This is a genomic window from Amycolatopsis vancoresmycina, assembly GCF_000716785.1.
In the GTDB taxonomy this organism is placed as follows: domain Bacteria; phylum Actinomycetota; class Actinomycetes; order Mycobacteriales; family Pseudonocardiaceae; genus Amycolatopsis; species Amycolatopsis vancoresmycina.
The window spans coordinates 54347-67943 of the sequence record NZ_JNYY01000017.1; the positions used below are offsets into that span (position 1 = coordinate 54347).

Below are 13597 nucleotides of genomic sequence, written 5' to 3' on the forward strand. Positions count from 1 at the left end.
ACAGTCATGGCAGTCACGGGAGTGGTGGGCGCCGGCGTCATGGGCATCGGCGTCGCCCAGGACTTCGCCGCCGCCGGCCACGAGGTCGTGCTGGTCGACAAAGACGAGCGGATCCTCGACGAGGCGCGGGCCGCGATCACCCGCAACTGCCGGCTCAGCCGGCTCATGGGCGGCCCCGCGCTCGACGCGGACGAGATCCTCGCCCGGATCACCACCGCGGTCGGCCTGGCCGCGCTGGACAAGACCGAGATCCTCGTCGAGAACGTCACCGAGGACTGGGACATCAAGGCCGCGGTGCACGCCGAGCTCGACGAGGTGTGCGGCCCGGACACGGTGATCATCGCCAACACCTCGGCCGTGCCGATCACCCGGATCGCCTCGGTCGGCAAGAACCCGGGCCGCGTCATCGGCGTCCACTTCATGAACCCGGTGCCGCAGAAGCCGGTCGTCGAGCTGATCCCCGGCTTCCACACCACGCCGGAGACCATCCTGCGCACCCGCGAGCTGCTCACCAGCATCGGCAAGCGCTGGGTCGACGTGAAGGACGCCTCGGGCTTCGTGTCCAACCGCGTGCTGATGCTGACCGTCAACGAGGCCGCCTACCTGGTGCACGAGGGCGTCGCCACCGCCGAGTCGGTCGACGAGGTGTTCCGCGGCTGCTTCGGCCACCCGATGGGCCCGCTGCAGACCGCCGACCTGATCGGCGTCGACACGATCCTCTACAGCGTCGAGGTCCTCTACGAGCACTACGCCGACTCCAAGTACCGCCCCTGCCCGCTGCTCAAGCAGATGACCGACGCCGGCCTGCACGGCCGCAAGACCGGCCGCGGCTTCTACACCTACAGCTGAATCCCGTCACCCAGAAGGAGAACACCATGTCCGAGACCACCGGCGACATCCTCGCCTTCATCACCGGCCGCTTCCCCCAGGCCGAGATCACCGCCACCGAGGACATCTTCTCGCTCGGCTACATCAACTCCCTGTTCGCCATGGAGCTGGTGATGCACCTGGAGAAGACCTTCGCCGTCACCATCCCCAACGAGGAACTGCGGATCGACAACTTCCGCACCGCGGCGGCGATGACCGAGCTGGTCGGCCGCCTGCGCCCGGCCGCGACGGTGGGCTGACCCGTGACGGAGGTACTCACCGCGGTCCGCGCGCCCGGCCGCGAGGCCGCACGGGCCTTCGTGGACGAGCACATCGTCCCCTTCGCCGACGCGTGGGACAAAGCCGGGCGGATCCCCGAGGACGTGCTGGACAAGATCGCCGAGGCCGGGCTGTGGGCGCCGTTCCTGCCGCCCGCACTCGGCGGCTCCGGCCTCGACATGGTCACCCTCGGCGAGATCCACGAGGAGGTCGGCCGCGGCTGCTCGTCGGTCCGCAGCCTGCTGACCGTGCACACCATGCTCTCCTGGGCGTTGCTGCGCTTCGGCACCGAGGCGCAGCAGCACCGGTGGGGCCCGGAGCTGACGAGCGGCCGCACCCTCGGCGCGTTCTGCCTGTCCGAGCCCGGCGCGGGCAGCGACACGGCCGCGATCACCACCACCGCGACCCCGGACGGGGACGGCTGGCGGCTCGACGGCCTCAAGAAGTGGACCACCAACGGCCAGCGCGCGGACCTGTTCCTGGTCTTCGCCAAGGGCCCGGCCAGCACGATCGCGCTGCTCGTGCCGCGCGACACCCCCGGCGTCACGGTCACCCCGATCGACGACATCCTCGGGACGCGCTCGTCGATGCTGGCCGAGATCCGGTTCGACGGCGTCCGGCTCGGCGCCGACGCGCTGCTCGGGCCGAGCGGGTTCGCCTCCGGCATGGTCCTCACCGGCACGCTCGACCTCGGCCGCTACAGCGTGGCGGCCGGGTCGGTGGGCATCATCCAGGCGTGCGCCGACGCGTGCGCCGACTACACGAGCAAGCGCACGGTCGGCGGCACGCCGCTGAAGGACCTGCCGCTGATCCAGGCGAAGCTGTCGGACATGGTCACCGACGTCCGCGCGGCCCGGCTGCTGCTGGCCGAGGCCGGCCGGCTCAAGGACCGCGGCGACGCGGCCACGATCATGGCCACCTGGGTGGCGAAGTACTTCGCGTCGGTCGCGGCCGCCAAGCACGCGTCGGAGGCCGTGCAGGTGCACGGCGCCAACGGCTGCAGCGGGGACTACCCCGTGGCCCGGTTCTACCGGGACTCGAAGGTCATGGAGATCATCGAGGGCAGCACCGAGATCCAGCGGATGACCATCGCCGCCGAGGCCTACCGGAAGCAGGTACCGTGACCAGTCTCGTTTCTCCGGCACCCGCGGCGAAGCCGGTGCAGGGCAAGATCAAGTGCGTGGTGTGGGACCTCGACAACACCGTCTGGGACGGGGTCCTCCTGGAAGACGGCGACGTCCGGCTGCGGCCGTGGGTGGTCGAGCACGTCAAGCGGCTCGACGCGATGGGCGTGCTGCACTCGGTCGCCAGCAAGAACGACCACGAAGCCGCGATGGCGAAGCTGCGCGAATTCGGCCTGGACGAGTACTTCCTGTTCCCGCGCATCTCGTGGAACGCGAAGTCGGCGTCGATCGGCCAGATCGCGCAGAAGCTCAACCTGGGCTTGGACGCCTTCGCGTTCGTCGACGACCAGGAGTTCGAGCGGGCCGAGGTGGCTTTCGCGCTGCCGCAGGTGACCACTGTGGACATCCTGGAGGCCGACGAGGTGTTGCGGCGCCCGGAGTTCGCGCCGCGGTTCGTCACCGACGAGTCGGCGCAGCGGCGCGGGATGTACTTCAGCCAGCTCGCCCGCGACGACGTCGAGGCTGACTTCGCCGGCACCGGCGAGGACTTCCTGGCCAGCCTGGACCTGCGGTTCACCATCGCGCCGGCCCGACAGGAGGACCTGCAGCGGGCGGAGGAGCTGACGGTCCGGACGAACCAGCTCAACTCGACCGGGCGGACGTACTCCTACGACGAGCTGGACGCGCTGCGCTCGTCGGACGACCACGTGCTGCTCGTCGCGTCGCTGACCGACAAGTTCGGCTCCTACGGCAAGATCGGCCTGGCGCTGCTGGAGAAGGGCACGCCGGACTGGCGGCTCAACATGATGCTGATGTCGTGCCGGGTGATGTCCCGCGGTGTCGGCACGGTGCTGCTCGGGCACGTGATGGGCCTGGCCCGGGCGGCGGGCGCGGGCCTGCGCGCGGACTTCGTCGAGACCGGCCGGAACCGGATGATGCAGATCACCTACGCGTTCAGCGGGTTCCGCGAGGTGTCCCGCGAGGGCTCGCACGTGGTGCTGGCGGCGGACCTGGCCGAGATCCAGGAGCCGCCGGGGTACGTGACGCTCGAGGTGGAGTCGTGACGACGGCCGTCGCGAGCCGCTGGCTGCCGTTCCCCGCGACCGCGGGGAACGTGCGGCTGTACTGCCTGCCGCACGCGGGCGGCTCGGCGTCGGCGTTTCGCGCGTGGATCGGCCGGCTGCCCGGGGTGACGGTGTGCCCGGTCCAGCCGCCCGGCCGCGAGACGCGGCAGCGGGATGCCCCGCACACGTCGATGTCCTCGTACGTCGCCGATCTGGCGGATTTCGTCCTGTCCGCCGAGGGGCCGTACGCGGTCTACGGCCACAGTCTGGGGGCGCTGGTCGGGTTCGAGCTGGTGCGGGAGATTTCCCGCCGTGGGGCCGAGCTGCCGGTGCACCTGGTGGTGTCGGGCTGCCCGGCCCCGCAGTGGCTGACCCCGGACGACCCGATCGTGGCGGGCATGGGTGACGCGGAGATCGTTTCGCTGCTGCGGACGCTGGGCGGGACGCCGGAGGTGTTCCTGAACGACCCCCGCGTGCTGCGGCTGATCCTGCCGCCGATCCGGGCGGACCTGACGGTGAAGAACACCTACGGGTACGTGGCCGGCCCGCCGCTGGAGGTCCCGGTGACGGCCCTGGCGAGCACGTCGGACGTGCGCGCGAGCGTGGAGTCGGTGCTGGCGTGGCGGGAGCAGACGGTCCGCCCGTTCCGCGGGCACGTCCTCGAGGGCGGCCACTTCGCGGTGCTGGAGCAGGAGGACGTGACGCTGGCCCACCTGGCCACCGCCCTCCGCCCCTGGTCCTGAAGAGGCATCACGCGTGCTTGACGAGGCATCACGCGTGTCCGGAGGGGCATCACGCGTGATTGGCGGGGCATCACGTGTGAAACCTCGCGAATCGGGGTACCGCCCCCACAACGTGGTGGGTCCGCCGCCAATACCCCTGGCGGCGGGCCCATCACCCGACTCCAATGGCGGCTTTCGCCACCGGGCCGGCCAGGGTAGTCAGAATAGCGTGACGTCACCGCGAAGACCGGCCGAAGCACTCCGCCTTGCGCAGCGGATCAGCTGGTTGCTGCGCGCCAATCGCATTCACGCGCCGGAACCGGAAATGCGACGATTACGGGGTTTTGCCGAGACGTGGGCCGCGGTTTTTCCGGGCGTTCCGCCGTCGATCGACATTTTGTCCCGGTGGGAAAACAGCACCGCGCTCGTCCCCCACGCCGCCGTCCGCCGCTACGAGACCATGCTCGGCATCCGCGGGGAAGCCCTGGTCGCGATCACCGACACCGTCGCCAGGTACTACCGCGGTACGGCCGACGCGGCGCCGCGGCTCGCCCGGTGCGAGATCGCCGACGACATTGCCGCGCGACGGCTGGACACGCTCGTCGACCTGGCCGTGACGGGCGGGAACGTCAGCGGTCCGGAATGGAACGAACTGACCGCGCTCCTTTGCCGGACGCCGTACGCAATCCTCAGCCCGAAGCGCACCTGGGAAACATTGTCGGAACGGCTGCTGACCGAAATGGCGATTTCCGACGGGGTCAAGTGGATGCACCGCGCCGAGGCCTTCCAGCGGCTGATGGCGCACCCGGTCGGCGGCGCCGCGGCCATCGCGGCCGCGGCGTCCGCGTCGGCCGATCTCGGCGTGCAGAGCATGGTCGGCACGGTGTCGGTCTTCGACTCGACCGCGGCCCCCGCGGCCGCCGGCCTCGTGGTCGGTCACCTGGCTTCGCCGCTGACCGACCGGACGTTCGCCGGCGCGCTGCTGGCCTGCTTCCGCAAAGTCGGCCAGGGCCACTTCCGGAGCGGGCAGCTGGTCGTCGTCTCCGACCTGCTGACCGACCTGCTGGGCGGGCCGGTCTCCGCCGGCTCCGCGGCACTGGCCGGGGCCATCCTCCGGCAGCTGCCCCTCGGCCTGCGGCAGCGTGTCCCGGTCCGGATCTGGAACGTGCTCGCGGCCGAGCTGCCCGGGCCGCCGGAGTGGTCGGCGACCGACGAGATCGCGGCCGCGGTGGCGGCCACGGACACCGAGGCGTGGGACGACGCCGTCCTGCGGGAGCTGATCCGCGAAGCCCTCTTCGCCGACGTCTTCGACCAGCGCCTGTACGCCCAGTTCATGATCTACAGCACGCCCTGCCGGGCCCCGGTGGCGCGGGAACTGGGTGCGGCCCTGCGCCACCGGCGCCGCGACAAGGACTGGGCCGTTCCCCTGGTCGAAGCGCTGCGGGTCATCGGCGGTCCGGCCGAGCGCCGCGACATCGAGCTGCTCGTGCTGGACCGGGCCCTGCCGGCCGCCGTCCGGGACACCGCCGCGTCCGCGCTCGGGCACGTCGGCGGGACCAGCCCCGACGCCTTCTGGGTCACGGCCCTGGCTGCCACCCGGCTGAACTACCACACAACGGCGGGACAGCCGGAGATCTCGGTCCTCGACCGGCTGGTCTACGCGATGGGGATGGCCGGCGCGGACGGCGCCTTGAGCCGGGTCTCGGCCACCCCCGACCTCCCGGTGCGGATTCGTGCCTCGGCGCGGTGGTGGCTCTCCCTTTCCCCGTGCCTCAGGCAAAGCGCGCGGACGTGACGCGCTCGGCCCCGGTTCAGGAACCCCGCTCGGCGATCCGCGCCGCGAGCAACCGGACCGTCGGCAGCTCGACCACCGCCGTCGCGGGCAGGTTCCAGTGGGCCGCGATGCGGACCGCGCCCGCCGAACGGCCGCCCAGCTCGAAGAAGTTGTCGTCCGCGCCGATCTCCTCGTAGCCCAGTGCCGTCGCCCAGCGGGCTGCCACCTCCTGCTCGAGGCCCGGTTCCGGCTCCACGAACGGCGTGCCCAGCGCCGGCCGGGGCCGCGCCGCCGCCGTCAGCCGGACGGTCTCCGTGGCTCGGACCGGCTGGAGCAACGGAACACCGGACAGCACCACTTCGGTCAGCTGGTCGGCCGCGGCCACCGCGGCGAGCACCGCCGGGGCGGGGTCCGAAGTGGACACGACGGTGGTCCACCGTCCGCGGCCGGTGAGACGGGCCACGCGGGCGTGGGCCGCCAGCGCGCGTCCGGCGGGATCCGGCCGGACGAGCAGGATTCCCCGGCCGCCGCCCAGGTCCGGCACGTCCCGGTGCACCTCGGCCTCGGCGTGCCCGGTCAGCTCGTACGGCTCGTGGTGCAGCCGCCACGACTGGTCTCCGCGGACGGCCAGCGAGGGCTCGGTGTGCAGGACGGCGGCGAGGACCTGGTCGAGGTCGGCGTCGGCGCCCACGTCCACGTGCCGCGGGGTCAGCGCCGTGAGCGCCGCGTGCGCCGGCGTGGTCAGGTCGGGGCCGAGGACACCCACGGCGCCGGCGGTCAGCGTCACCATCCCGGGCCACAGCCCGGCCGCCACCTCGGCCTCCCCCGGTGAACCGCCCAGGGCGAAGCCGTGCACGACCGTACGCGGGACGACCACCAGCGAGCGCAGCAGCTCGGGCAGGTCGCCCGGCCCCACGACGAAGTCGCCGGTGTCCAGGAACGCGAAGCCGGACCCCGGCCGCACGGTGGTCACCTCGCCCCCCGCCAAGGTGATGCGGGAGGCCAGCGCCTCGGCCACCGGGTCGGCGGCGAACACCAGCCACGGCCCCGCCGCGCGCACCCGGCGCTCCAACCCGGTCACCGGCTGCGGGTCGAGCCGCCACGACGGCACGTGCGCAGCCGGACGCGCCGGGCGTCCGGGATCGACCCAATACCGCTTGCGCTGGAACGGATACGGGGGCAGCTCGACCCGCCGTCCTTCCCCGCGGTGCAGGGCGGGCCAGTCCACCGCGCAGCCCGCGAGCCAGAGCCGGGCCAGTGTCTCGAGGACCCACTCGCCGGCCGAACCGCCCTCGACGACGATCGTGTCGGTGGCGCTCTCGTCCAGCCGGACACCCAGCCGGGTCAGTCCGGCGGTCAACGCCGCCAGCGCCCCCTCGCGGGTGGGCGCCGGTGCCGGAACCCCGGCCCCGGCCAGCAGGCGGTGGGCCGCCGCGGCCGCCGCGCCCCACTCCGCGCCGGAGCTCGCGGCCAGGCGGAACCGCGGGTCGCGGCGACGGGTCTCGCCGTCGATCCACCGGCCCGGGTCGGCCAGCGCCGCCACCGCGTCCGGGACGTCCCGGACCACCACGGCCCGGCGGAGCGCGAAGTGCCCCCGCGACACCTGGAGCGTGAAAGCGACGTCGCCGAGGTCCAGGTCGGGGTGCGCAGCGAGGTGGGCACGCAGCCGCGAGGTCACCTCGTCCAGGGCCGCGGCGTCACCGGCGGAGAAGGTGAGCAGCTGCGGGCCGTCGGCGGGCCGGGGCTCCCGCACCGGCGGCTGTTCCAGGACGACGTGCGCGTTCGTCCCCCCGACGCCGAACGAGCTGACCCCCGCCCGGCGCGGGGTGCCGTCCTCGGGCCACGGAACGTCCGCGGGCAGCACGGTGAACCGGTCGCCGAGCGCGGGGTTGGGCGTGCGGAACCCGGCGGTGCCCGGCAGGACACCGTCACGCAGGTTCAGCGCCGCCCGGATGAGCGAGGTGACGCCGGACGCCCGGTCGAGGTGCCCGATGCTCGGCTTGACCGAGCTCAGCACGCACGGCGCGGCCCGCCCCGGCCCGAACACCCGGTTCAGCGCGGCGAGCTCGATCGAGTCGCCCAGCGGCGTGCCGACGGCGTGGCACTCGACGTACCCGACCGTCTCGGGCTTCACCCCGGCCACGGCGAGCGCGGTGTCCACCACCGCGGCCTGCCCGGCGACGCCGGGGGCGGGGTAGCCGGCCCGGTCCCGGCCGTCGTTGTTGACCGCCGAGCCGAGGATCACCGCGTGCACGACGTCGCCGTCGGCGAGGGCGTCCTCCAGGCGCTTGAGGGCGACGACGGCCGCGCCGGACCCCATCACGGTGCCGTTCGCGTCCGCGTCGAGGGCGCGCACCCGGCCGTCGGGGGAAAGGATGTCGCCGTCGGCGTGGACGTGGCCGCCGGCCTGCGGCAGCGGCAGCGCGGCGCCGCCGGCCAGGGCCAGGTCGCACTCGTAGGTCAGCAGGCTCTGGCACGCCAGGTGCACCGCGACCAGCGAGGTCGAGCAGTACGTCTGCACGGTGATCGCCGGGCCGCGCAGGCCCAGCTTGTACGACACGAGCGACGTCAGCGAATCGCGCTCCACGCCCGCGGACAGCAACGGCTTGCCGTCCGGTTCCGCGGCGAGGCCGCCGAGGTTGCGGGTCAGGTAGTCGGGGAACGCGCAGCCGGCGAACAGCCCGACGGGCACGCCGGGCTCGGTCGGCCGGTAGCCGGCCCGTTCCAGGGCCTCCCACGAGCATTCCAGCAGCAGCCGGTGGTGGGGTTCCAGGGTTTCCGCCTCCCGCGCGGAAAGCCCGAAGGCGGCGGCGTCGAACGTCTCGACACCGCCGGCGACGGGCCCGCCGACGCGGACGTGCCCCGGGGTGGCCGGGTCCACGCCCGCGGCGGCGAGCTCGTCGCCGGTCAAGTCCCGCAGGCCGGGGATCCCGGCCGCGAGGTTGCGGCGCAGCTGCTCGACGTCGGCGGCGCCGGGGAACCGCCCCGCCATCCCGACGAGCGCCACGGCGGATTCGTGTGCCGGTTCCGTCACAGCAGGTCCTTTCGGTGCTTCAGAGCAGGTGGCTGCGGCCCCAGCCGTGGGCCAGCCGGTAGGTGGCGAACGCGCCGGTGGCGAGCCCGATCCCGAGCACGATCAGCGCCGGGCGCAGCATCGCTTCGGCGTTGCCGGCCATGGCCGCGCGGATCAGCGACAGCCCCCAGTAGCCCGGGGAGAACGGCGCGATCGCCTGCGCCCACGACGGCATCAGCGAGACCGGCAGCAGCGAACCGCCGAGTGAGCTGATGGTGATCGCCCCGAGGTCGACGGCGACGATCAGGTCGCCGCGGCTGCGGACCACAGTGGACAGTGCCGCGCCCATGGCCAGCAGCATGAACCCCCACAGGCACATCGCGCCGAACACCAGGCCGGGCGACACCGGGAACGGCATCCCGACCACGAGCCAGCCGTAGACGATCAGCACGCCCTGCTGGACCAGCAGCACGACGAACACCGGGATCGCCTTGCCGATCAGCAGTTCCGCGCGGGCGGCCCGGCTGGCGCGCAGCCGGTCCCAGGTGCGCCATTCGCGTTCGACGAAGATCGCGTTGCCCACGATCGCCATCGCGAACACGGAGAACATCACCAGCTGCCCGGTCACGGCCTCGACGGCACCGGTGCCCAGCGCCTTCACGTACAGCGGCTGGAACAGCACCATGAAGATCATCGGCGTGATCAGGTAGCTGATCAGCTGCGAGGGGTCGCGCAGGCGCAGGATCGCGTTGTAGCGGACGAGGGCGCCGGCCCGGGAGAGGGAGTCAGTGCGCGTCGACATCGGTCGTCACCGCCAGGGAGTGGTAGAGGTCGTCCAGGCTGGGGTTGCGCAGCTCGACGGACTCGACCGGCCGCTCCACCTTCGGCAGCAGCTCCAGCAGCGTGCCGGTCGGGTCGGTGGTCGAGACGGTCAGCTGCTCGTCGGCGGTGCGCACGCGGACCTCGCCGGGCAGGCCGGCGAGCAGCTCGTCCGCGCCGCCGCGGGCGATCACGCGGCCCTCGGCGGCCACCGCGATGGTGGCCTGCAGGTCGGTCAGTTCGGTCAGGTAGTGGGTGGTGTAGACCACTGCGGCTCCCTCGCCTGCTCGTTGCTTGACCACGTCGAGCAGCGCCTGACGGGTCTCGGGGTCGGCACCGGCGGTCGGCTCGTCGAGCAGCAGCAGCGCCGGCCGGTGCACCAGCGCCGTCGCGGCCTGCGCCCGCCGCTGCTGGCCGCCCGAGAGCAGGCCGCAGGTGCGGTTCAGGAAGGTCTCCAGCCGCAGCGCGGCCGTGAGGTCGTCGATCGCCGTGCGCAGCGCGGCCCGGCGCAGGCCGGCCAGGCGGCCGTACAGCTCGAGGTGCTCGCGCACGGTCAGCGGGCGGTAGAGCGCGATGTGCTGCGGCGAGATGCCGATGCGGTCGCGGGCGCGCGTCGGCGTTTCGCCGTCGACGAGCACGGTTCCGCTGTCCGGGCGCAGCAGCCCGGACACCATTTCGACGAACGTGGTCTTGCCGGCGCCGTTGTGGCCGACCAGTCCGACGATCTCGCCCGCGGCGACCTCGAGGCTGAAGCCGTCGAGGGCCTGCACTTCGTCGTAGCGTTTCCGGAGGTCGATTGCTTGCAACATAGGGATCGCTCCTTGCGATTCACGGCTCTTGCACTGTCGCACGAGGACGGTGGGAGCAGCGGGCTCCCGCGGTGGCAGGAAACTGCCGTCATTCGGTGCCGGCGGGCACCGCGCTCAGCGCCTCGCGCAGCGCCACGCGGTCGAACTTGCCGTTGACCGACCGGGGCAGCTTCGGCAGCGCCTCGATCCGCCGCGGCAGCATGTACGCGGGCAGTTCCTTCGCCAGCGCGCGGGACACCGCTTCGGCGTCGGCCTCCGGCGCGACCGCCAGCACGATCCGCTGGCCCAGCACCGGATCCGGCACCCCGAACGCGGCCGCCTCCCCCACCAGGCCCGTCGCGTAGGCGGCCTCTTCGACCTCGGCGGGGCTGACGCGGTAGCCCGACGTCTTGATCATCTCGTCGGTCCGGCCGACGAAGTACAGGAACCCGTCCTCGTCGCGGTAGACCGTGTCGCCCGACCACACGGCGATCTCGGGACGCACCAGGCCGTCCGGGCCCGGCACCGGGCGGAAGCGTTCCGCGGTGCGGCCCGGGTCGTTCCAGTAGCCGAGCGCCACGAGCGCGCCGCGGTGCACCAGTTCGCCGTGTTCGCCGGGCAGGCAGGGCGAGCCGTCGGCGCGCAGCACGAGGATTTCGGCGTTCGGGATCGCCTTCCCGATCGAGCCGGGACGGCGGTCCGCCTCGGCCGGGTCGAGGTAGGTGGAGCGGAACGCCTCGGTGAGGCCGTACATCAGGAACGGTTGTGCCTTCGGGAAGATCTCGCGCAGGCGGGTCAGCGTGGCGCGCGGCATGCGGCCGCCGGTGTTGGCGAAGTACCGCAGCCGCGCGGTCGCCTCGGCGGGCCACTCCTGCGTCACCAGCTGCAGCCACAACGGCGGCACGCAGGTGAGCGCGGTGACGCCGTGGCGGGCGCAGAGCCGCACGACTTCCTTGGGCAGCAGGTAGTTCACGAGCACGACGTGCGCGCCGGCGGCGAAGGCGGTGGTGAGCTGGCTGAACCCCGCGTCGAAGCTCAGCGGCAGCGCGGCGAGCACGACGTCGTCGCGCGTGTGGCCGAGGTACTCCGCCACGCTCGCGGCCCCGGCGAGCAGGTTGCGGTGGGACAGCACGACGCCCTTGGGGCCGCCGGTGCTGCCGGAGGTGTACATGATGGCGGCCGGGTCCTGGTCGATCACCGCGCCGGGCACCGCTTCCGGCTCGGCCGCGGTCAGCGCGTCCCACGCGGGTTCGCCGAACACGACGACCGGGGTGCGCTCGGGCACCGCCTCGCGGACCGTCGCCCGGCGCTCGGCGGTCGTGAGCACCACCTTCGGCGTGCAGTCGGTGGCGACGTGGGCGATGTGCCGGGCCTTGAACAGCGGGTTCAGCGGCACCAGGACCGCACCGGCGGCCGCGGCGGCGAACAGCGCGACGACGGTCTCGAGCCGCTTCTCGGCGTACACGGCCACCCGGTCGCCGCGGCGCACGCCGAGCCGGTGCAGGCCGCGGGCGACCCGCGTGACCTGGTCGGCGAGCTCGGCGTAGGTCAGCGTCCGGTCCTTGTACGTCACGGCCGGGTCGCCGGCCGCGCCGCGGGCGAGCAGCTGGTCGAGCCGCACCGGGGCGGCGGCCTCAGACATCGGCGGGCTCCGGGGCGACGAACTCCGCGACGGCGGCCCACAGGCTGCCCGCGGTGGCGAAGGTGTCCTCGGTGAGCAGTTCGTCGGGCAGCTCGAAGCCGAAGGTCTCCTCCAGGTCGGTGACGAGCTGCACCACGCCCATCGAGTCGAGCCCGAGCGCGGCGAGGTCGTCGTCCTCGGCGATCCGGTCCCCGAGCGCGTAGGGCAGGTGCGCGATCAGGATCTCGAGGAACCCCGGCGGGATGGGGAGTGTGTCAGGCATTTCGTCACCCTGCTTCGCTTTCGGCGGTCAACCGTTGTCCTCCCGAGGACACCACCGGCCGGACTCACCGGGCCATCACGCCGCTCTCGTCCCGCCACTGCCGGTCGAGAGCGGGGTGAGAGTGCACCGAGAAGGGCGGCTGCGACGGTGGGAAGCGCAGAAGCCAGACCCTTGGAGGCACGATGTCGACGGCCACTCTCCCGCCGCCCGGGGCGTTTTCCGTGCCCGAGCCCGATCCCGAAGCCGAGCTGTACCGCTACGCGGCCCGCTGCGGCCGCATCTCGTCCGTGGACACCGCGGCCGCCCACCTCGGCCTGCCGGCCGACACGGTGCAGGCGGCCGCGGCCCGGCTGGTCGAGCTGCACCTGCTGCGGCCGGGAGCGGACGGCGGCCTGGTCCCCCGGGAACCGTCGGCGGCCGCGGAGCTGGTCGTGACGCCGCTGGAGCGCGCGATGTACGAGCGGCGGGAAATGGCCGACCGGCTGCGCGAGCGCATCGACGGCATCACCCGGGCCCCGGCGGGTGCCGCGGGCACTCTCGACCGCGTGGAGGGTGTCGCCGAGATCCGCGGCCTGATCAAGCTGGCGGCCGAGGTGTGCCGCGACGAGCTGGTGGTCCTGCACCCGGGTGAGGCGGCCGACGACCTGGTCGACGAGCTGCTGGACGCGTGCTGTTCGGTACTGGGCGACGGCGTCGGCGTGCGGGTCGTGTGCCCGCACCGCAGCCGCGCCGGCTACGCGGCCCGCGCCCGGTTGACGCAGCTGGCGGACCGCGGGGCGCGCATCCGCACGCTCAGCCGGGTCCCGGAAGCCGCGGTGGTCTTCGACCGGTCGCTGGCGGTGACGCTGGACGTCGCCGACCTGTCCGCCCGCCGGGTGCGCGACCAGGGCATGGTGCGGTTCCTGCTGGGCCTGTTCGACCAGCTGTGGGACGGCGCGACGCCGTTCTCGGCCGAGGACCAGGGCTACAGCGGCGAGATCGCCCACGACCTGCAGCAGGCCATCGCGCGGTTGATGGCCCAGGGGCTGACGGACGAGGTCGTGGCGCGGCGGCTCGGGATGTCGGTGCGGACGTGCCGGCGGCACATCGCCGCGATGCTGCAGAACCTGGACGCGGTGTCGCGGTTCCAGGCCGGGGTGCAGGCAGCTTCCCGCTTCACACTCGCCTGAGACGCCCGCTCGTCGAGTGTCGCGAATGACTCATTCGGGACCTCGCACGTCCCGAATGAGTCATTCGCGACGTC

At 73.0% G+C, this 13597-nt stretch carries 12 protein-coding genes; 7 read left to right on the forward strand and 5 right to left on the reverse strand.

The features are described 5' to 3' along the window. Positions 1-6: 6 nt before the first annotated feature. The 6 genes from OO60_RS33805 (at position 7) to OO60_RS33830 (ending at position 5851) form a co-directional block, all read left to right on the forward strand. Positions 7-849 carry a 3-hydroxyacyl-CoA dehydrogenase family protein gene (locus OO60_RS33805; protein ID WP_033262873.1) on the forward strand — a complete coding sequence of 281 codons (843 nt, stop codon included), beginning with the start codon at positions 7-9 and terminating at the stop codon, positions 847-849. Positions 850-875: 26 nt separating this feature from the next. Next, positions 876-1127: an acyl carrier protein gene (locus OO60_RS33810; protein ID WP_003066161.1), complete on the forward strand. Its 252-nt coding sequence runs from the start codon at positions 876-878 to the stop codon at positions 1125-1127. Between the two features lie 3 nt (positions 1128-1130). Beyond that, positions 1131-2270: an acyl-CoA dehydrogenase family protein gene (locus OO60_RS33815; RefSeq protein WP_003066159.1), complete on the forward strand. Its 1140-nt coding sequence runs from the start codon at positions 1131-1133 to the stop codon at positions 2268-2270. After that, on the forward strand, positions 2267-3334 hold the full coding sequence (locus OO60_RS33820) for an HAD-IIIC family phosphatase (RefSeq protein ID WP_003066156.1): 1068 nt from the start codon (positions 2267-2269) through the stop codon (positions 3332-3334). The genes OO60_RS33815 and OO60_RS33820 overlap by 4 nt, the downstream gene beginning before the upstream one ends. After that, positions 3331-4077, forward strand: a complete 747-nt coding sequence (locus tag OO60_RS33825; protein WP_003066154.1) for a thioesterase II family protein — start codon at positions 3331-3333, stop codon at positions 4075-4077. The genes OO60_RS33820 and OO60_RS33825 overlap by 4 nt, the downstream gene beginning before the upstream one ends. 376 nt (positions 4078-4453) lie before the next feature. Beyond that, entirely contained in the window at positions 4454-5851 is a 1398-nt protein-coding gene (locus OO60_RS33830) for a hypothetical protein (protein ID WP_003066151.1), read from the forward strand. 16 nt (positions 5852-5867) lie between these two features. On the opposite strand, the gene OO60_RS48260 is transcribed toward OO60_RS33830, so the two are convergent. The 5 genes from OO60_RS48260 to OO60_RS33855 form a co-directional block, all read right to left on the reverse strand. Continuing rightward, a complete protein-coding gene (locus OO60_RS48260) occupies positions 5868-8864 on the reverse strand; it encodes a beta-ketoacyl synthase N-terminal-like domain-containing protein (RefSeq protein WP_051767845.1) in 2997 nt (998 codons plus the stop codon). Between the two features lie 19 nt (positions 8865-8883). Continuing rightward, positions 8884-9645, reverse strand: coding sequence for an ABC transporter permease (locus OO60_RS33840; protein WP_004559818.1), 762 nt, complete (start codon positions 9643-9645; stop codon positions 8884-8886). Further along, positions 9629-10471 carry an ABC transporter ATP-binding protein gene (locus OO60_RS33845; protein ID WP_004559817.1) on the reverse strand — a complete coding sequence of 281 codons (843 nt, stop codon included), beginning with the start codon at positions 10469-10471 and terminating at the stop codon, positions 9629-9631. The genes OO60_RS33840 and OO60_RS33845 overlap by 17 nt, the downstream gene beginning before the upstream one ends. 88 nt (positions 10472-10559) lie before the next feature. After that, positions 10560-12092, reverse strand: a complete 1533-nt coding sequence (locus OO60_RS33850; protein ID WP_033262874.1) for an acyl-CoA ligase (AMP-forming), exosortase A system-associated — start codon at positions 12090-12092, stop codon at positions 10560-10562. Continuing rightward, entirely contained in the window at positions 12085-12354 is a 270-nt protein-coding gene (locus OO60_RS33855) for a phosphopantetheine-binding protein (RefSeq protein WP_004559815.1), read from the reverse strand. The genes OO60_RS33850 and OO60_RS33855 overlap by 8 nt, the downstream gene beginning before the upstream one ends. Positions 12355-12536: 182 nt before the next feature. On the opposite strand from OO60_RS33855, the gene OO60_RS33860 reads away from it, so the two are divergent. After that, complete coding sequence (locus OO60_RS33860) at positions 12537-13523, forward strand: helix-turn-helix transcriptional regulator (RefSeq protein WP_004559814.1); 987 nt, start codon at positions 12537-12539, stop codon at positions 13521-13523. The last annotated feature ends 74 nt before the right edge of the window (positions 13524-13597 follow it).

What these genes read in the sequence shown, in the direction of transcription:
- OO60_RS33805 (WP_033262873.1), top strand. Translation starts at nt 7, where the DNA reads ATGGCAGTCACGGGAGTGGTGGGCGCCGGCGTCATGGGCATCGGCGTC.
- OO60_RS33810 (WP_003066161.1), top strand. Translation starts at nt 876, where the DNA reads ATGTCCGAGACCACCGGCGACATCCTCGCCTTCATCACCGGCCGCTTC.
- OO60_RS33840 (WP_004559818.1), bottom strand. Translation starts at nt 9,645, where the DNA reads ATGTCGACGCGCACTGACTCCCTCTCCCGGGCCGGCGCCCTCGTCCGC.
- OO60_RS33845 (WP_004559817.1), bottom strand. Translation starts at nt 10,471, where the DNA reads ATGTTGCAAGCAATCGACCTCCGGAAACGCTACGACGAAGTGCAGGCC.
- OO60_RS33850 (WP_033262874.1), bottom strand. Translation starts at nt 12,092, where the DNA reads ATGTCTGAGGCCGCCGCCCCGGTGCGGCTCGACCAGCTGCTCGCCCGC.
- OO60_RS33855 (WP_004559815.1), bottom strand. Translation starts at nt 12,354, where the DNA reads ATGCCTGACACACTCCCCATCCCGCCGGGGTTCCTCGAGATCCTGATC.
- OO60_RS33860 (WP_004559814.1), top strand. Translation starts at nt 12,537, where the DNA reads ATGTCGACGGCCACTCTCCCGCCGCCCGGGGCGTTTTCCGTGCCCGAG.